The sequence below is a fragment of the Paraburkholderia phymatum genome, from assembly GCF_038900715.1.
Lineage (GTDB): Bacteria > Pseudomonadota > Gammaproteobacteria > Burkholderiales > Burkholderiaceae > Paraburkholderia > Paraburkholderia phymatum_A.
In genome coordinates this window covers 1-18227 of the sequence record NZ_JAYMRZ010000011.1, presented here as the reverse complement: position 1 = coordinate 18227, position 18227 = coordinate 1, and the positions used below count along the sequence as shown (strand labels likewise).

The following is an 18227-nucleotide window of genomic DNA, read 5'->3' as shown; positions in this document are numbered from 1 at the left end:
CTCGTCGCTCACTCGACCGTCACTGACTTCGCGAGGTTGCGCGGCTTGTCGACATCGGTGCCGCGCACGCAGGCCGTGTGATACGCGAGCAATTGCAGCGGCACGACATGCAGGATCGGCGACAGCGGCCCGTAATGCTCGGGCAGGTGGATCACGCGCACGCCGTCGCTGCTTTCGATCTTCGTGCCCGCATCGGCGAGCACATATAGCTGGCCGCCGCGCGCGCGCACTTCCTGCATGTTCGACTTGAGCTTTTCGAGCAGCGTGTCGTTCGGCGCGATCGTGATGACGGGCATCTCGTTCGTGACGATGGCAAGCGGTCCGTGCTTCAGCTCACCGGCGGGATACGCTTCCGCGTGCACGTATGAGATTTCCTTGAGCTTCAGCGCGCCTTCGAGTGCGATCGGATAATGCAGGCCGCGTCCGAGGAAAAGCGCGTGATCCTTGCGCGCGAGCGCTTGCGCCCAAGCGACGAGCTGCGGCTCCAGCGCAAGCACGCTGTTCAGCGCAGCGGGCAGATGATGCAGTTGACGCAATGCGTGCGCCTCGTCGTCGCTGCTGACGCGGCCGCGCTCCTTGCCGAGCGTGAGCGCGAGCACGAACAGCGCGACGAGCTGCGTCGTGAACGCCTTCGTCGACGCCACGCCGATTTCCGGCCCCGCGCCCGTCGAATATTGCAGTTCGGTGAGCCGCATCATCGAGCTATGCGGCACGTTGCAGATCGCGAGCGTATGGTGATGGCCAATCTCCTGCGCGTGCTTCAATGCCGCGAGCGTATCGGCCGTCTCGCCCGATTGCGACACGACGACGACCATCGCGCACGGATTCACGACGCTCTCGCGATAGCGGTACTCGCTCGCGATCTCCACTTGCGTCGGAATGCCCGCGATCGATTCGAACCAGTATTTCGCCGTCAGCGCCGAGTAGTAGCTGGTGCCGCACGCGAGCAGCAGCAGCGAATCGATTTCGCCGAACGCGCGCTGCGCCTTCGCGCCGAACAGCGCGGGCGTGATCGAACGCACGCGCTCCGTCGCATCCGCGACCACGTCGGGCTGCTCGAAAATTTCCTTCTGCATGTAATGGCGATACGGACCGAGCTCGGTCGCGTAGTGGCTCGCGTGCTGCGCCTGCACTTCGCGGCGCGCGGCTGCGCCGTCGCGATCGACGATATGCACGCCATCGCACGACAGCACCGCGATGTCGCCTTCTTCGAGAAAGATGAAATGCTCGGCCGTGCCCGACAGCGCCATTGCATCCGAGGCCAGATAGTTGCCGCGCTCGCCGACGCCCACGACAAGCGGCGAGCCCGCGCGCGCGCCGATCACGCGGTCCGGTTCGTTCTTCGCGAACACGGCGATCGCATACGCGCCGCGCAGCCGCTGCAACGCGCGCTGCACCGCCGTCAGCAGATCGCGCGACGCATCCTGCTCGCGCGTGTGATGAATCAGATGTGCGATCACTTCCGTGTCGGTATCCGATTCGAACGCATAGCCGAGCGCCTTCAGTTCGTCGCGCAGCGGCTCGTGGTTTTCGATGATGCCGTTGTGCACGAGCGCGATCTCGTCACACGAGAAGATCGGGTGCGCGTTGTCGGTGATGGGCGCGCCATGCGTCGCCCAGCGCGTGTGCGCGACACCGATCGTGCCCGACAGCCGCGCGTCTTCGACCTGCTCCGCGAGGTTCGCGACGCGCTCGATGCTGCGCACGCGGCGCGGCGCGCCGTGTTGCAGGACGGCGACGCCGCACGAGTCATAACCGCGATATTCGAGCCGGCGCAAGCCCTCCGTGAGAACGCCGACGATGTCGCGTTGTGCCACTGCTCCTACGATTCCGCACATGGTGGTCTCCGTGGTGCGTATGTTGTGTGTCTGTCGTTTCGATGCGAACGCAGGCGCTCACGCGGCCTGGCGTTCGAACTCGGGCATCGTCACGACGTGCGAGATCATGCCGTCGTCGTCGTGATACGCGACGAGGCAGCGGCCCGCATCGCCTTCGGGAATTTCATGCGTCGTCGCCGGTTGCGGCGTGTCGCTCGCCTCGGGCATGCGGCGCACGCGATTCGTGTTCATCGCGTCCATCTGGCGGCCGAAGGTCCACAGGATCATCGACAGCGCGACGATGCCGATGCCCATGATGCCCGGCATGAACGCATCGAGGGACAGCTCCTCTTCGCTCGCATTCGCGAGACACCAGCGGATATAGACGGCGGCCAGCACCCACGTGCAGAGCACGAGCACGGGCCGCACGAAGCGATACCACGCGACGAAACGCACGGCCTTCGCCCTGCTGCACTCCGTTGCGAACTGCGAGACGGACTGCTTCGACACATCGATGATCGGAAATTCCATGTTGTTTTCCCCTGTCGAGAATGTTGACTCTGCGATGTCAATTCGAATGCTTCATGCCGACGGCGTTTTGTCGACTTGCGTTATGTCGACTGCGTTGTGCCGACGGCGTTACTCCGTCTGTGGCGCTTCGAGCGACGCGTTGAACCGAGGCTCGATGTGCGCGTCGTTCGCCAATGCGCGGCCGCTCGCACGGATGCCGCGATCCGGGCTCACCCAGCGCGCGCGCTTTCTGCGGCGCTGGGCGACCACGCCGGGCAACGCCACCACGGAAGCGATCATGCTGATCGCCCAGAACGCAGCGGGATACCAGACGGTGTCGATGAAATAGCGCATCAGGTCCTTGTCGTAGCGCCGGTCGATCAGGCAGCCGAGCAGGATCTGCGCGCAGCAGGTCGCGAACAGCAGGATGCCCGTGCCACGCGGCACGAACCCGAAGCGCCAGCTTTCGGGCAGCGTGAACATCGCGGTGGCCGCCATCATCACGAGCGTGAAGAGCATGCAATACGCCCACACGATGCTGACCGCGTACTCGATGAAGATCGGCCACATCATCATGTTGCGGCGTGACAGCACCGCGCCCGCGTATTTGAACAGCACCTGGATGCCGCCCTTCGCCCAGCGCAGACGCTGCTTGTAGAGGCCGCGGAACGTCTCCGGCATCAGAATCCAGCTGAGCGCGCGCGATTCGAAATGCACGGCCCAGCCCTGCACCTGGAGCTTCCAGCTGATGTCGATGTCTTCCGTCAGCATGTCGGAGCTCCAGTAGCCGACTTCCTGCAGCGCGCGCTTCCTGAACATCGACACGACGCCCGACACCGTCAGCAGACGTCCATACATATGCTGCGTGCGCTTGATGAGCCCGACGATCGACGAAAACTCGCCGACCTGCATGCGTCCGAGCAGCGACGAGCGCGTGCGGATGCGCGGATTGCCCGTCACTGCGCCGACGGATGCGTCGTCGACGAAGTGGCGCAGCATCCAGCCGATTGCTTCCTCGTCGAGCAGCGAATCGCCGTCGATACACATCAGGTACTCCGCATCCGACAGCATCGCGGCCGTCGTGAGACCGATCGCCTTGCCCTCGTTCTGATGCTGATGCACGACGACGAGCTTCGGATAGACGCTCACCAGTTCGTTCAGGATCGCGCCCGTCTGGTCGCGGCTGCCGTCGTTGATCGCGATGATGTTGTAGTTCGGATAGTTCAGCTCGTCGAGGCACGCGATCACTTCGCGCACGTTGTCCGCTTCGTTGTAGCAAGGCACGACGACCGACACCTTCGGATACGACATCAGCGGCGGCGCCGCCTTGCGCCCCGCGTCCCGGCGCTCGACGAGCAGGTAATGAAGCAGTCCGCCCACCATCCACAGATAGGCCATCAACAGCGGGTAGTAAAAGACGAAGTTCGAGATGACGTTCATGACGTTTTTCATTGTGGTCCCCTGGTCTGGGCCGGCATCGCGCGGGTTTCATTGTTCGTGTTCGAAACCCTCGCGCGACGCTCAGCCCAACATCCCCTGATTCATTCGCAGCGTGCTTTGCACCGACATCACATCGCGCAGCACTGTCGTGTCCGGCCGGTTCTTCAGGAAGTCGTCCGGCCCATAGCCCAGATGCACGACGCCCGCCGCGTTGAGCCGCTTCATCTGCGCGCGCAGGACGGCGGCCTCGACAGGCTGCTGCGTCTGCGCATCGACGGCGGGCAACTCGAATACCGTCTTCGCCGCCGCGCCCGGCTGCTTCATCACGGTCTGCTGAAGGCGATCGAGCCATGCGTCGCTCACGCGCCCGTTGGCGGCGCGTGGCGCTGCCGTCAGCGCGACGAAGTCGTAATTCGCGAGCGCTGCCGCGACCGAGAGCGAGAAGTTGCGTTCGGCGTTCGGATCGAGCGCGGCCTCGGCGGACACCGTGCGCGCCGTCAGCACATTGCCGCCGCCCTGATAGGCGCGCACGCGCTCGGCAAGCTGGTTCGTGAAGGCGGTCAGATACGCTGTCTTGTTCTTCGCCCAGCGCTGCATCAGTTCATCGGACGCGTGAATCTGTGCGATGTCACCGGGCAAGCCCCACGAGCGATAGACGGACATCGCGGGCGCGCTCGTGTCCTCGTACGCGTTCAATGTCGCGTCCGCGCCGAACACGACGCCGTTGAAGCTCGAATAGCGCGTGAGGTCGTCGTACAGCTCCTGGATGGTCTGACGCGCGAGCGGATCGAAAGGGCTCAGGCGTTGTGCGCGACCACGCTGACCATCGTCCGGGCTGTTCGCCGCGACTTCGACGAGACGCCCCACTGCCGCATGGCCCGTCGGCAGATCGAAGGCGAGCAGCGGCATGTGCGCATACACCTGCACGCCCGCGCGCGTGATCAGCTGCCACGCGACGCGGTTGAACAGATCCGCGCGCATCGGCATATGACGGTTCGGGTAGTACATCGCGCGCGCGACGCCCGTGTTGTCCGGGTCCCAGTAAGCCTTCAGGTACACCGACTTCGGTTCGAGATCCTTGATGCGGTCGAGCAGACGGCCGAGCTTCTCTTCGCTTTTGTTCGGATCGATGTCGTACATCTCGTCGAGCGACACGTTGACGACGCGCTCCACCGGGTTGTGCTCGCCGCGATACGCGCGCGACGAACGCATCTGCGCGATTAGCGTGCCGACGTCCCAATCGTATGAAACGAGCAGACGGCGAATCTGCGTGAGCGGGACATCGGGCGTGTTCGGGCCGTCGTCGAGCGTGAAATGCACGGACATGCCGAGCGCTTGCGACGCCTTGATGAGCGCCGCGTTGTACATGCCATACGGCCACACGGCCGAGCGCACCGTCACGCCCGTGCGGGCCTGGATCAGATCGACGCTCTGCTTCAGATCGTCGTGCACGCGCGCCTGATACTCTTCGTCGGTTTCATAGCGTTGCAGTTGCGGCAGATACAGATGCGCGCTCGCGGCGGGCAGCTCGTTGCCTTGCGGATTCGCCAGCGCGCCGTGATGCAGGTCGTGCGTGTGCGACGCCACTTCGACGAGACCCGATTGCGACATCTCGCGCAGATCGTCCCAGCTCATGAAGTAGCCCGCCGGCATCACCGACTTGTGGCTGATGCGCACGGGGTCGCCCGCGGGCGTGTCGGTCCAGCGCGTGACGACACCGATCAGCGCCGGATAGCCGTATTGCTGCAGCAGCGGGAATGCGCGCGTGAACTGGCTCCTGTACGCGTCGTCGAAGGTCAGCAGCACGGCGCGCGGCGGCAGGCGCGGCCCACCGTTGCGCGATGCGACGATCTGATCGACGCTCACCGGGCGAAAGTCCTTCGCCTTCAGCCACGCGAAGATCGTGTTGAGCGTGGCCGTGCTGATCGCGCACGTATCGGCGACCGTCGCGACATCCGCATGCAGGTCGTCGCGGATGTCGTGAATCGCGAGCACGCGAAACGTGAGGCCATCGTCGGCATCCTGCGGCGGCAGCCGGTCGAGCGCGAGGCGTGCCTGTGCGGCTGGAACCGCGGCAAGGCCCGCGGCGAATGCGAGAAAACGTCTGCGATTGAGCTTGTCCATGATCGTCTACAGAGGAATGTTCAGGTTCAGGTAGATGAGCTTGCTGGTCTCGCGCGTACGGTCCATGCGCTGGCTCGCGACGCCGATGCCATACGCGAGCGACGCATGCGCGCTGAACTGCCACTGCTGTTCGAGACGCACTTCCCACAGCATGCTGTTGCCGATATCCGTTTGCCGATAGCCGCCGACCGTTGCATACGCACGATTCGCGAGCGACTGGTCGGCGTTGCGCCACGACGTCCACTGGTACATCGCGGTCAGTTGCGCCGTCATGTCGCGATGAGGCGCGAAATACGCAGTGTTCGCGAGCGTGTTGCTGCTCGTGTTCAACTCGACCCACGTCGCGACGAGATGGCTCGGCGTGTTGATGAGGCGCTCGTACCACGTGCCGACCCACGACTGGTTCAGGTTCGTGTCGCTATAGCGCGCCGCGCCGTAAGTGAGATCGAAGTACCGGTAATCGTCGATGCTGTAGCGCACGCTGCCCGTCGCCGCGCGGCCCGTCACGCCTGCCTGGTAGGCCTTCCACGGCAACGAGTTGACGTTGCTGTCGACGCCCGCCGAAAAGCGCCAGCGATCGTCGGGCGCATAGCTCACGCTGCCGGCGCCGCCTGTTTTCGCCTGCGGTCCCGTCGAATGATCGATTTCCGCCGCCGCGTCGATGCCGCGAAACCGGAAGTCGCCGCCGATGCCGTTGCGCACGCGGCTCACGCTGTTGCCGTCGCCGGTATCCGCGCGGCCGCTGAACTGATGCGCGAACACGCGCCAGTAGTCGGCGAGCGGCATCGAGTAGAGCTGCGTATCGATGCCCCAGTTGTTGTCGGCGAGAACCGAGTTGCCCTTCTGCCCGTTCGCCGCGATGATCAGTTGCGGGCTCTTGTAGGCCGCGTAATCGCGCTGAAACGTCCTCACCGTGTTGTTGTCGGGAAAGCGGTCGCCGAAGGTCGCGTTCACTTCCGCTGCGCGGTCGTACTGGTTCAATTCGAGCGCGGTGCGGCCGAGCCCCGCAAGCGTTTCGATATCGCCGGGGTGATCGACGAGCGTGCCTTCATAGACCTTTTGCGCTTCGCGCGGACGCTGCTGCACGAGCGATGCATCCGAGCGCGCGCTGATCAGTGCGGGATCGAACGGCGCTTCGTGGCGCAGCTCGTCGAGCGCGGCGACGCCTTCGCGCGTGCGGTCCGTGTACAGCAGGTACTGCGCCTGCAGCTTCTTCACGCGGCCATAGTCTTCGTTGACGTCCTCGGGATGCTCGGCGAGATCCGCGCGTATGGGCGTGCTCGCAGAAATCTGCTTCAAGAGTTGCTGCGCGTTGTCGTAGCGGCCCGAATCGAGGTACGCGAAAAAGAGCCCTTCCTGCACGTCGATGCGCTTCAACGCATGCGGTTCGACGGAAGGCACGAGCGGCTCCACAGGCGTCTGCAATGCATGCTCGTAGGCGGGCACGGCCTTGCGCGGCTCGTCGAGATACGTGTAGGCATCGCCCGCCGCTGCATAGGTGCGCGCGGGCATCGGCTCGTTCGAGCGCGACAGGTTTTCGTAGAGCGCGGTCGCTTCCTTCATGCGGCCAAGCCCCTGCAATGCTGCGACTTTTTCGACGAGCACCGCGCGGCGCACGTCGGCGTATTCGTCCGTCGATGGCATGCGTGCAAGCACGTCGTCGATGTGCGCGAGCGCGGATCGGGTCTGCGCGAGGCGGTCGGATTCATCGGAAGCGAGCGATTGCTGCCGGCCCCAGTGCACTTCCGTTTCGACGACGAGTGCCTCGATCTGCAACAGGTCGTGCTCGGAGAACGCATCGCGGCTCGCGCGTGCCTCTTGCAACGCAAGCTGCGGAGCGCCGGCGCCCGCTTCCGCGAAAATGCGTTTGCGGAGCTGGTCGCGCTCCGTGTCAACCTTGCCTTCTGCGACTTGTCCTTCTGCGACTCTCCCCGTGGTTCCGGATGCAGTGGTCGGCTGCGCGGCGCAGTAGTCGCGCGCAAGCAGAACCATCAGCAAGGCGGTCGCCTTGACTGCGGCGTGCTTGTGTCGGCTAGAGCGTTTGGTTTTCATGGTTCCTCGCTTGTCGGTGCCGATCTCCAGACAAAGCGAGCCCCTGCGCCATGCGAATGGCGCATGGAGAACAACAACGGTCGCGAGCCTGGCGAGCAGCCTGGAGTTCAGCGTCTCATTTCGAGGGCCGGTTATTTGCGTCGCGCACCAGCCTCGGTCCTTTGCGCGGGCAGGCTTATAGCGAAGTCCGTACCAGCACCCCGTTGAACCTTCTGCTGAAAAGGCTCGACGCGAAAAGCGAGTCGCAAGCGCACCGTAAATGGTCAAATACGTTTCAACGCTGAACTCGGCAAGCAATACGAATCAATCTCACGCCTGCCTATGACACTGCGAAACAATCGCGCGTAGTCGATGAGAAGCCATGCGCAGCAAGCACTGGGCTTGTGCGTCGCAACAGTTTCGCGCTTTGATTCAAAGCTGAAACGGCATGCACGTGACTGAACCGGCACGTCGTGTCGACGGCCTTATCCGCGAACGCAGCGCTTGCGAATAGGCAATGAAACGCACGCGCGATTTCGCGAGAGTGTGCGCCAGCGCACATCAGCACGTATTCGTCCGATGTGCGCCAGCGCACGGAGCGCGGCTCCATGACTCGGGTATTGTCACGCTGCACAATGAAGACGATGACCAGCGCGGACCGTGTAAGGCGCCGCGAGAATTGCATCGCGATCTGATTAGCGATGCCAATGAAATGCTTTACGGGGTATCGATGAATTCTTCCGACAGAAGAAAGCGGACGCTGCGCGTGTGCGCAACGCCCTCTTCTCTCACGCCGCGACGCATGCGATCGGCGAGGTTCGAGTCATAGCGTCAGTTCGAAAGAACGCACGAGCAGGCCCGGTAGCATCATGCCGCCCGTCGCGCGCTCGCCCTATGTCCAGTCGTTCAGCAGCAACTCGGGCGCGTTGCCGATCCGCTCGAGCTCGCTGCCGAGCAACCGATACAGGCTATCGTCGAAGCGCATCGCATCGACGGGCGCTACGATGCGGCCGTCTTCGACCCAGAACGTCGCGAAGCGCGTCATGCCCGTCAGGCGGCAGTTCATGCGGTCGGAGAAGTTCACGTACCAGAGGTTGCCGACGTAGAGCCCCGTGTCGAGCGCGGAGAGTACATCGGCTTGCGCAAGATCGCCGGGTTGCATCGATAGCGCGGACGGCACTTCTTCCGACGTCGCGCCATTCGGTGCGAGGCCGTATTCGCGCGCCGTGCGCGCGCTGGTCAATTGATGCGCGCCTCGCCCGGCATTGATCAGTTGCACGGTTTCGCGACGATAGCCGTCGCTGTTGAAGCGAGGCGTGATGTCGAGCGCGAGATCTTCCGTCAACGTGACGCGCGGATCGAGCGACACTTCGCCGATGTTGAGACGATAGAACTCGCTGCGCGCCGTCGCTTGCATGCGCGCGGAAAACGCGCTGAATGACGCTGCCTCCATGAGTTCCCGCAGCGCGGCGGGCGCGAACCACGCGCGATAGTGGCCAGGCTTGAGCGTGCGCGCGTCGCGGGCAAGAACGGGCAGACGTGTGGCGGCCTCTTCGACCTTCGAAGCGAATATCGCATCGCTCCACGTATCGCCTGCATAGTGGCTTCTGATCGCGCGTCCGTTCACATCGTATAGCGACCAGCTGAAAATGAAGTTCGACACTTCATACCAGCCGCGACTGCCGAGCGACGACGCGAAGCCGCGCGCGATCGTGCCGCCTGCGTAGAAGCCCACGAAGTCCAAGCCCTTTGCACAATGGCCGACCGTCAGCGGCAACGTGTCGGGCGATGGAAGCGTGCCCGCGCGCCGTGTCGATTCCGTCCAGGCGGTCGTATCGAACAGTAGATGCGGATCGTCGGGTGCGTCGTGCAAGCCGTCGCGCAGCGTCTCGACCGTCGCGCCGATTGCGTGAGTATCGGCGGCGATGTCGCCGCAGATCGTGTGCGTCGAATAGGCCTGCCGTTGTCCGTCGATCAGCCTCAGCGTGAGCCGGCCTTGCGACACGCGGCCCGTTTGCCGAACCTTTCCCGCGTTGAAGCGGATGAAGTCGGACTGTTCGGCCGCGAACGTTGTGAGCGCAATTTCGTTGCCCGCGAGGCGCTGCTCGACTGCCTGCGCGAGCGACATGAAATACGCGTGACTGGCGAATGAAGGGGTGTCGTTCATCACACGCCTCCGAACACGTCGACGTTGGCGAATACGCAGGCAGGCGATGCATGCCCCACGCGGATGATCTGCATAGGCTCGCCCTTTCCGCACGTCGACGTGCCATACACGACGCGTGTCGCTTCGTTGCCGACTGCAACGAGACTGCGCCAGAAACTCGCGGAAATGCCCCGGTAATTCGGCTGACGCACGACACACGTGAGCTTGCCGTTCTCGATCAACTGGCCGAACTCACAGCCGAACTGGAATTTGTTGCGCTGATCATCGATCGACCATGACGTGTTGGTGCGCATCAGAATGCCGTGTTCGATGTTCGCGATCATGTCGTCCAGCGAACTCGCGCCGGGTTCGACATTCAGGTTCGCCATGCGGTCGATGGGCGGACGGTTCCAGCTCGACGCACGCGAATTCGCCACGCCCGCGAGGCCCGCGCGCTGCTGCGACAGCGCACCGCCAAGCGGCCGCACGAGCACACTGTCGCGAATCAGGTACTGACGCGTCGCGCGCGTGCCATCGTCATCGAATGCATAGCTTGCGGCTTCTTCGCGCGACTCGGGATCGAATGTGACGTTGAGCAGTTCGGAGCCGTAGCGATAAGTGCCGAAGTACTCCGGCTTCACGAAGCTCCAGCCCGCAAAGTTGCGCTCGTCGCCGAGAATGCGATCGAGCTCGAGCGGATGCCCGATCGATTCGTGTATCTGCATCATCATCTGATCGGGCATCAGCAGCAGATCGCGCCGACCGGAAGGACAGTTCGGCGCGGCGACCAGTTGCAGCGCTTCATCGGCCACGCGCGCGCCCGCGCCGTCGAAGCCGAACTGCGCGAGCACGCCGAGGCCGCCTTGCGCGAGCGTGCCGTAATCGCCGCCGAGCGTGCGCACCTGCGTCACGCCTTGCGCGTGCGCCGTAACGGAAATCTGCGGCAGCATGAAGCGAAAGCGCTGTTCGAGGCGAACGCCATCGCTTGTCACGCAGCGTTGATCGGTTTGCGTGATCTGCACCGCAGCCGTTCTCTCGACGATACGGCTATCGATGTTCGCCGCCGCACATTCGTGTCGCAAACGTTCGACCCATTCGCGCCGAGTGAGCAACGGCTGCTCGATAGCAGGCGATTCATAAGTCCCGCTCTCGTCGGGCCGGCCGATCTGCCGATGATCGATCAACGACACCGCTGCGCTCGCCTTCGCGCGCTGCGCGGCGATATCGAGCGCGGCTTGCAGACCGCTCTCCGACAGATCGGCCGTTGCGGCGTAGCCCGCGCCTGCGCCGCACCACGCCACCGGCATTGCGCCGCGATCGCTCGATATGCGCAGCGGCAGCGCGACATCGTTGCGTACCGCGTGATCGTCGATGCGCTCATCGACGATGCGCAGCGACCAGAAATCCGCGTCGCAGCGCAACGTGCGCGGCAAGCGGTTCATCAGGGGTTCGGCCATCGGCGTGCCTCACGAATGTCACGCGCCGGTGCGAGCATGAACGCGCCCGGCGGGCGCCGCAAACACCGCGCAATTGCCCTATCGTACGCGATACGCAAAGCGACGTTCTCTTATGTGCCGCATGCGTTGCTTGTGAGGCTGCGCCGCCGTGTCTCAAGTTGACTTCACAGGCTGTGTCCTGCCGCACATTCGCGGCTCGGAACTGCCGGCGACTGCACGTACAGTCCTGCATCTGCTTGTACGCGCAAGCATTTTCCCTCGTAAAACAAGTGGTTTTCTCACGCCTGCCACGCGTGATCCCGCGCGCAAATTGATACATTTTTGAACGACGCCAGCAGTGAGTCGCGCGTGAAGAACGCGTAATCGCATGGCGTGATGGATGAATCGACCCGGCGCGAATCCCGCATCAAGCAGCGCATCGTTCCTGGACGGGGACACTCGCATAGTCGAAAGTCGGGCGCGCGTAGAAGAAGCCTTGCGCGAGTACCTTCGGCCATTGAGTAAGCCATTGCGCGAGCGCCTCTGTTTCAACGCCCTCTGCGACCACCGTCACGTCGAGACGTTCGAGCATCGATAGCACACCGAACGCGACCGCCGACGCGCGCGGGCATTCCGGCACGCCTTTGAGCACTTCGCGCGCGACCTTAACGGTATCGACGTCGATCGTACTCAGCAGCGCAAGCGACGAATAGCCGGTGCCGAAGTCGTCGATGGCGAGCCGCATGCCGGCTTCACGCAAAGGTCTCGTCAAAGGCCGCGCGGCCAGCAGCCGGGCCGCGTCTTCCGTCTCGACGAGTTCGAGTTCGAGCAGATCCGTTTCGATGCCATGCAACTGCGCGATCTGCACGACTGTCGCCGCAAAGGCCTCGTCGGCCACGACGCTGGGCGGCACGTTTACTGAGACGGGACATACCGGCTGCCCCAGACGCCGCGCGTTCGCAAGCGCCCTGCAAGCGCCGTCGATCACGTAACAGGTCAGTTGCAGCGCGATCAGCGGATGATCCAGGGCGACGAGAAAAGCATCGGGCAAGAGCATTCCGTAGTTCGGATGCATCCAGCGAATCAATGCTTCGACGCGCACGAGCCGGCCCGTCTTCACATCGTAAATACCCTGAAACGCGAGCGGAAATTCACTCGCCAGGAGGCCTTCGCTCACGCGGCGTTCGAGATTGTTCAGCTCGCGTGACGCTAGCGGATGCACATCGCGAGTCATGTTCGTGGTCAAGCGGGAGATCGTTTCGTTGCCTGAGTTGGAGGCAGTAGAGTGGCGGGCATCCATCTTGAGAGAAGGCCTTGTTATCGATGCGTGGATTGGAATGGCTTTCCACTGCCAATGCACGTTTCGTACCACGAGCCCCGAAATTCATCCGATGTCCTTGAGAACCGCATCGCGCTTCGTTCTCCCAGCGATGGTTCGCGAGACACGCATCAATCGAAAATGCAGCAACGTTTCGTGTGCGAAACATCCGCAGTGCGCTGCATTACCTCAGAGGTAATCGATTCGCCGTGCCGATGCCGATAGGCTGGTGTCATTGGTCAACGGCCTGGAGATCGGCATGTCAACGTTTGCGGTAGCACACTTGCAGGAAGTGAAAATGGGCGTCGAAATTGTCGAGTACCTGAAACGTATCGACGCGACACTTGCGCCCTATTGCGGCCATTTCGTGCTGCACGGCGGCCGCTATGAACGGCTCGAAGGAGACTGGCGCGGCGATCTGATCGCCATCGAGTTTCCGAATCGCGATCTCGCACGTGCATGGTATCGATCCGATGCGTATCAGGCGATCTTGCCGTTGCGCACCGGGAATTCAATCGGCGATGTGATTCTGATCGACGCGGTGCCGGCATCGCATCTCGCGACCGACGTATTGTGCGGATGAAGCATAAGTGGCGTTTCGCCGGCAAGGAAGCGCCACCCGCGCCCTCTCATCGTGCTCAGCTGCCGAAGTAGACGCTGCAATAGCTGACGGGCCCGACACACGAATTCATGTCCGTGCCTGTGCCTGTCATCGGCACGCGCGATCCCGCCGAATGCGTGCCCGCCATGCCCGCGCCGACACCTTCGGCATCCTGAGCAGCCTTTTGGTGTGCGACCTGTTGCTGATAGATCGGCGCGACGTCGGGATAGGAAGCGTCAGTCACAAACTGCGAACCGTTCTGCTCGGCCTGAATCAGTTCCTGACGGACTTCTGCTCGCGTTTTTTCCTGAGCGAATGCGGTGGAGGCGAAACCCGTCGAAACCAGCGCGGCGATCGAAACGGTCAACAGTGCAAGCTTTTTCATTTCCAGCTCCTTCAGATGAGGTGACGACGATGCGTCACGGTGTGTGCTGCGCTTTCACCGTGATGAACAAACGGACCGTCGAATCTATTCCCGTTTTCTGATCCGTCTCCGCGACAAAATAATTTCATACTCACTGGAATAAACACTCCCTGCTCCTGTTGACCCTTCATGCGATGTCATAGACAGGAAAAGGAGCATCTGTGATGAACCCCAAATCCCCAGCGGGAGCGCCTCGTTGCATTCCGTGCAGGTTCGGTGCGATAGGCGTGGCCGTCCTGGCGCTCGCCGGCGGTTTCGCCTACACGGCCGGCTGGCTGACACCTGCGCGACTCACCACTTATCGCATCATCGATCAGTTCCAGGCCAACGCGGGTCCGCATCCGGGCTATCGCCGCAATCACGCGAAAGGCCTTTGCGTCGAAGGCTATTTCGACACCAACGGCAACGCAGCCTCGATTTCACGTGCACAAGTATTCGAATCGGGACGCACGCCTGTCATCGGCCGCTTCGCCATTCCGGGCAGCAATCCGTCGGCACCCGATGCAAGCGTGCCGATCCGCAGCATGGCGCTGCTGTTCATGCAGCGCGATGGCCAGCAATGGCGGACAGGAATGAATTCGACGCCTCTGTTCGCCGTGCATACGCCGGATCAGTTCTATCAGCAGCTTCTCGCAGCAAAGCCTGATCCGAAAACGGGCAAGCCCGATCCCGCGAAGATGAAGGCGTTCTATGCAGCGCATCCGGAAACGCGTCCGTTTCAGGAATGGGTAAAGACACATCCCGCGTCGTCGGGTCTCGCGAATGCCGCGTACTACAGCATCAACGCGTTTCGCTTCATCGACACAAGCGGACACGAGCGCGCAGTGCGCTGGTCGGTCGAACCAGAAACACCGTACTCTCCTGTGGATCCAAGAGAAAAGAGCGATCCCGACTTTCTTTCGAAGCAACTCGACGAGCAGTTCAAGCACGGCGACGTGCGCTGGCATCTGATCGTGACGGTCGCCAATGCGGGTGATCCAACTAACGATGCAACGCTGCAATGGCCTGCCGACCGGCAACGTATCGATGCAGGCACCGTCGTACTGGAACGCAGCACGCCTCAAGCCGATGGTGTATGCCGCGATGTGAACTTCGATCCGACCGTGTTGCCGGACGGCATCAAGCCATCGGACGATCCACTGCTCGCTGCGCGCTCCGCCGCCTATTCCGTGTCCTACCAGCGACGCACGCGTGAAGAAGCGTTGCATGCCGCGCCCGCCACTCCGAAACTCGAACGGAACCCGTCATGACGAACTCGACTCGCCATTTCTCTGCGCTTGCGCGTCTGCTGCACTGGACGATGGCCGTGCTGATACTCGCGATGCTGTTCATCGGCATCGGCATGGTCGCCACTGTTTCGCACGCGCATGACACGCTGATTGCATTGCATCGGCCGCTTGGCGTTGCGTTGCTCGTGCTAGCGCTGATTCGTGTCGGCGTACGTATGAAGAACGGCAGTCCGGCGCTGCCTTCGGACATGCCCGCATGGCAGCAATTCGCGGCCAAGGCTTCGCATTTTGTTCTCTACGCGCTATTCATCGCGATGCCGTTGATCGGCTGGGCGATGCTCTCTGCGGGCGGATATCCGATCACACTGCTCGATGGATATCACTTGCCCGCAATCGTGCCGCAAAATGTCGATCTGTTCGCGCTATTGCGTGCGCTGCATACGTGGTTCGCGCTCGCATTGTTTGCGACAGTACTCGTGCATATCGCCGCGGCTCTGTTTCATGGACTGATTCGCCGCGACGGCGTATTCTCCAGCATGGCTCGCGGAGAACGCTAGGCATCATGTGCGCCACGCCAGCAGCATCACGCGATACAACGAAGCCCCCCGCAAGGAGACACCGCGTGTTCGAACAATGCGAGTGGTTCAATGAACCGTCGGCGTGGTCGCTCGAGGGTGACACGCTTCGAGTAACGACCGATCCAAAGACTGACTTCTGGCGCAAGACGCACTACGGATTTACGCGCGATTCGGGCCACTGCTTCGGCGTGCGCACACAAGGGGACTTCACTGCGCAGGTTCGCGTACGCGGGCAGTTTCATGCGCTATACGATCAGGCCGGCCTGATGGTGCGCGTCGACGAATCGACGTGGTTGAAAGCAGGCGTCGAATTCACGGACGATGTGTTGATGATGAGCAGCGTGTTGACGGTTGGTCAGTCGGACTGGGCAATCGGCTCGCCGATTGTCGGCGTCGACTGCTTCTGGATGCGGGCGACCATCGTTCGAGGCGTATTGCGCGTGCAGTACTCGATCGATGGGAAAACGTGGCCGCTATTGCGGCTTGCGCCATTTCCGGTAGCGGCCGGTTATTTCGTCGGACCTGTGTGCTGCACGCCGGAACGCGGCGGACTCCATGTCGAGTTTTCGAGCTTCGCTGTGGGTGCGCCGCTGCAAAGAGATCTGCACGATCTGAGTTGAGAAGATCTTGTGCGGCACGCGTTGCTGTGCGCCGCGCGGTACTGCAGTCATGCCGCGGCTGCAAACCCCGCCTTGAGCGCCTGATAGATGCTGCGATAACGCGCGAGCCTCTCTGTCAGCAGCGGTGCGAGCGTACGATCAGGCTCGCACGATTCGAGCGTCGGCGGCGCCAGGCATACGTCCTTTATGGCTTCGCCCGTCACGGCAAGCCGCGCGAGACGCGCCGCGCCCAACGCAGCGCCGACGTCGCTGCCTTCATGCCGATGCATCGTGATACCCGTCGCCGACGCGCACAGATTTGCCCAGAACGGACTGCGCGAACCGCCGCCGATAAACGATGCACTCTTCAATGTCGTACCGGCACTTTGCAGCGCGGCGTAGCCGTCGGCCATCGCGAATGCGACACCCTCCATTACGCTGTACGCGAGATCGCCGGTCGTATGCGCGCCCGTCAGCCCCCAGAACACGCCGCGCGCATTCGCGTCGTTGTGCGGCGTGCGCTCGCCGCTCAGATACGGCAGGAAGATGGGCGCCGTAGCGGGATTGGCCGCACTCGCCAGTTCAGGCAAGCTACCGACTTCACGGCCCACGACCTTCGACAGCCACCCGAGACTCGATGCCGCTGACAGAATCACGCTCATCTGATGCCAACGATCGGGCAGACAATGACAGAACGCGTGCACGCCTTGCTCGGGATTCGGCGCGAAGCGGTCGGTTCCTGCGAACAGCACGCCCGATGTGCCGAGAGAAAGAAAAGCACTGCCCGCTTCGGCAACGCCCATGCCGATCGCGCTTGCCGCGTTGTCGCCCGCTCCACCGCATAGCGTGACGGGACCCGTAATGCCCCAATCGCGCCGCAACGCGTCACTCAGTTGCGCAGCAGGCGCGCTGCCTTCGACGAGGCGAGGCATGTGCGCGCGCGTCAAACCCGTCGCGGCGAGCATGCGATCGGACCAGTCGCGCTTTGCGACATCGAGCCACAGTGTGCCCGAAGCATCTGACATGTCAGATACGAACTCGCCGGACAGCCGCCACGCAATATAGTCTTTCGGTAGCAGTACCTTGGACGCGGCACGAAACACATCGGGCTCGTGTCTGGCCAGCCAAAGCAGTTTTGGTGCCGTAAAACCGGGCATCGCGAGATTACCGGTAATGCCGCGGGATTCCGGCACAAGTGCTTCGAGCTCTGCGCACTCTGCGAATGCACGTGTGTCGTTCCACAGTATCGCGGGCCTCAGTACCTCGCCGCTCTGATCGAGCAACGTCGCACCGTGCATCTGTCCCGAGAGCCCGATTCCGCGTAGCGCTGCAAATGCAGTTGGATTCGCGCCGCGCAGGGCGGCGACGGCGTCGAGGGTCGCCTGCCACCATGCGTGCGGGTTCTGCTCGGACCAATGCGGATGAGGTTGCGAAACTTCCAGACGGACGCCGCTGGTGGCGAGCGTCGTCGACGCGTCATCGGTCAGAATTGCTTTTACCTCGGATGTGCCGAGGTCGATTCCAAGGAAAGTCACAGCACGTCTCCACTATTTGGCACGAAGTAACCGGCTGTTCAGGGCCGGCGTCTGTTCGACTCGGTGAAACGTGACGTTACCATGGTACGCGGTGAGCACATGGACTTGCAGCTGTTGCTAGTGCTCTGCTACTGCCGACGTATGTGCCCATCGGCTATCGGGTCCACCCTCAGACTCGTGTTGCGAGTGCTGCAAGGGAATGCAGTCTGCGGCCGAGGCGGTGAAGTATGAAGGCGCCGCAGGGGAATGAGATAAAGGGCGCCGTAAACGCCAAAGCCCCGCCTGTTGAGGGGCGGGGCTGTGGTCTGGGTAAGGAGCCTGACGATTACCTACTTTCACACGGGCAATCCGCACTATCATCGGCGTGGAGTCGTTTCACGGTCCTGTTCGGGATGGGAAGGGGTGGGACCGACTCGCTATGGTCATCAGGCATGACGGG

13 protein-coding genes, 1 rRNA gene and 1 pseudogene are annotated in these 18227 nt (G+C 62.6%); 4 read left to right on the top strand and 11 right to left on the bottom strand.

The window, feature by feature from the left end; translation table 11 throughout:
- Positions 1–8: 8 nt before the first annotated feature.
- From glmS to VSR68_RS20415, 8 genes and pseudogenes are all read right to left on the bottom strand, one after another.
- Positions 9–1838 (bottom strand): glutamine--fructose-6-phosphate transaminase (isomerizing), encoded by a 1830-nt coding sequence (gene glmS / locus VSR68_RS20450; RefSeq protein ID WP_342941585.1) that lies wholly within the window; start codon positions 1836–1838, stop codon positions 9–11.
- Between the two features lie 57 nt (positions 1839–1895).
- A complete protein-coding gene (locus tag VSR68_RS20445; protein WP_342941584.1) occupies positions 1896–2348 on the bottom strand; it encodes a hypothetical protein in 453 nt (150 codons plus the stop codon).
- A 108-nt stretch (positions 2349–2456) separates the two neighbouring features.
- Entirely contained in the window at positions 2457–3779 is a 1323-nt protein-coding gene (pgaC, locus tag VSR68_RS20440; RefSeq protein WP_342941583.1) for a poly-beta-1,6-N-acetyl-D-glucosamine synthase, read from the bottom strand.
- Positions 3780–3848: 69 nt separating this feature from the next.
- Positions 3849–5891 carry a poly-beta-1,6-N-acetyl-D-glucosamine N-deacetylase PgaB gene (gene pgaB / locus VSR68_RS20435; RefSeq protein ID WP_342941582.1) on the bottom strand — a complete coding sequence of 681 codons (2043 nt, stop codon included), beginning with the start codon at positions 5889–5891 and terminating at the stop codon, positions 3849–3851.
- Positions 5892–5897: 6 nt separating this feature from the next.
- Positions 5898–7943 carry a poly-beta-1,6 N-acetyl-D-glucosamine export porin PgaA gene (gene pgaA / locus VSR68_RS20430; RefSeq protein WP_342941581.1) on the bottom strand — a complete coding sequence of 682 codons (2046 nt, stop codon included), beginning with the start codon at positions 7941–7943 and terminating at the stop codon, positions 5898–5900.
- Positions 7944–8745: 802 nt separating this feature from the next.
- Positions 8746–10089 (bottom strand): annotated as a pseudogene (locus tag VSR68_RS20425) (TldD/PmbA family protein).
- Complete coding sequence (locus tag VSR68_RS20420) at positions 10089–11525, bottom strand: TldD/PmbA family protein (RefSeq protein WP_342941580.1); 1437 nt, start codon at positions 11523–11525, stop codon at positions 10089–10091. Before VSR68_RS20420 ends, VSR68_RS20425 begins: the two are co-directional and overlap by 1 nt.
- Positions 11526–11931: 406 nt before the next feature.
- Entirely contained in the window at positions 11932–12738 is an 807-nt protein-coding gene (locus VSR68_RS20415) for an EAL domain-containing protein (protein WP_342941579.1), read from the bottom strand.
- 343 nt (positions 12739–13081) lie between these two features.
- Here VSR68_RS20415 and VSR68_RS20410 point away from each other — a divergent pair, with 343 nt between their 5' ends.
- Positions 13082–13405, top strand: a complete 324-nt coding sequence (locus tag VSR68_RS20410; protein ID WP_342941578.1) for a DUF1330 domain-containing protein — start codon at positions 13082–13084, stop codon at positions 13403–13405.
- A 55-nt stretch (positions 13406–13460) separates the two neighbouring features.
- On the opposite strand, the gene VSR68_RS20405 is transcribed toward VSR68_RS20410, so the two are convergent.
- Positions 13461–13808, bottom strand: a complete 348-nt coding sequence (locus tag VSR68_RS20405; RefSeq protein WP_342941577.1) for a DUF4148 domain-containing protein — start codon at positions 13806–13808, stop codon at positions 13461–13463.
- A gap of 203 nt (positions 13809–14011) precedes the next feature.
- Here VSR68_RS20405 and VSR68_RS20400 point away from each other — a divergent pair, with 203 nt between their 5' ends.
- From VSR68_RS20400 to VSR68_RS20390, 3 genes are all read left to right on the top strand, one after another.
- On the top strand, positions 14012–15097 hold the full coding sequence (locus VSR68_RS20400) for a catalase family peroxidase (protein WP_342941576.1): 1086 nt from the start codon (positions 14012–14014) through the stop codon (positions 15095–15097).
- Positions 15094–15633, top strand: coding sequence for a cytochrome b (locus VSR68_RS20395; RefSeq protein ID WP_342941575.1), 540 nt, complete (start codon positions 15094–15096; stop codon positions 15631–15633). Before VSR68_RS20400 ends, VSR68_RS20395 begins: the two co-directional genes overlap by 4 nt.
- Positions 15634–15698: 65 nt before the next feature.
- On the top strand, positions 15699–16274 hold the full coding sequence (locus tag VSR68_RS20390; protein WP_342941574.1) for a DUF1349 domain-containing protein: 576 nt from the start codon (positions 15699–15701) through the stop codon (positions 16272–16274).
- A 47-nt stretch (positions 16275–16321) separates the two neighbouring features.
- Here the strand turns inward: VSR68_RS20390 and xylB are convergent, their stop codons facing one another.
- The gene (gene xylB, locus VSR68_RS20385; RefSeq protein ID WP_342941573.1) at positions 16322–17788 is read right to left on the bottom strand and encodes a xylulokinase; all 1467 of its coding nucleotides are present in this window, start codon (positions 17786–17788) and stop codon (positions 16322–16324) included.
- A 316-nt stretch (positions 17789–18104) separates the two neighbouring features.
- Positions 18105–18218, bottom strand: a 5S ribosomal RNA gene (rrf, locus tag VSR68_RS20380).
- Positions 18219–18227 lie beyond the last annotated feature (9 nt).

What these genes read in the sequence shown, in the direction of transcription:
- glmS (WP_342941585.1), bottom strand. Translation starts at nt 1,838, where the DNA reads ATGTGCGGAATCGTAGGAGCAGTGGCACAACGCGACATCGTCGGCGTT.
- pgaC (WP_342941583.1), bottom strand. Translation starts at nt 3,779, where the DNA reads ATGAAAAACGTCATGAACGTCATCTCGAACTTCGTCTTTTACTACCCG.
- VSR68_RS20410 (WP_342941578.1), top strand. Translation starts at nt 13,082, where the DNA reads ATGTCAACGTTTGCGGTAGCACACTTGCAGGAAGTGAAAATGGGCGTC.
- VSR68_RS20445 (WP_342941584.1), bottom strand. Translation starts at nt 2,348, where the DNA reads ATGGAATTTCCGATCATCGATGTGTCGAAGCAGTCCGTCTCGCAGTTC.
- pgaA (WP_342941581.1), bottom strand. Translation starts at nt 7,943, where the DNA reads ATGAAAACCAAACGCTCTAGCCGACACAAGCACGCCGCAGTCAAGGCG.
- pgaB (WP_342941582.1), bottom strand. Translation starts at nt 5,891, where the DNA reads ATGGACAAGCTCAATCGCAGACGTTTTCTCGCATTCGCCGCGGGCCTT.
- VSR68_RS20420 (WP_342941580.1), bottom strand. Translation starts at nt 11,525, where the DNA reads ATGGCCGAACCCCTGATGAACCGCTTGCCGCGCACGTTGCGCTGCGAC.
- VSR68_RS20400 (WP_342941576.1), top strand. Translation starts at nt 14,012, where the DNA reads ATGAACCCCAAATCCCCAGCGGGAGCGCCTCGTTGCATTCCGTGCAGG.
- VSR68_RS20405 (WP_342941577.1), bottom strand. Translation starts at nt 13,808, where the DNA reads ATGAAAAAGCTTGCACTGTTGACCGTTTCGATCGCCGCGCTGGTTTCG.
- VSR68_RS20395 (WP_342941575.1), top strand. Translation starts at nt 15,094, where the DNA reads ATGACGAACTCGACTCGCCATTTCTCTGCGCTTGCGCGTCTGCTGCAC.
- VSR68_RS20415 (WP_342941579.1), bottom strand. Translation starts at nt 12,738, where the DNA reads ATGACTCGCGATGTGCATCCGCTAGCGTCACGCGAGCTGAACAATCTC.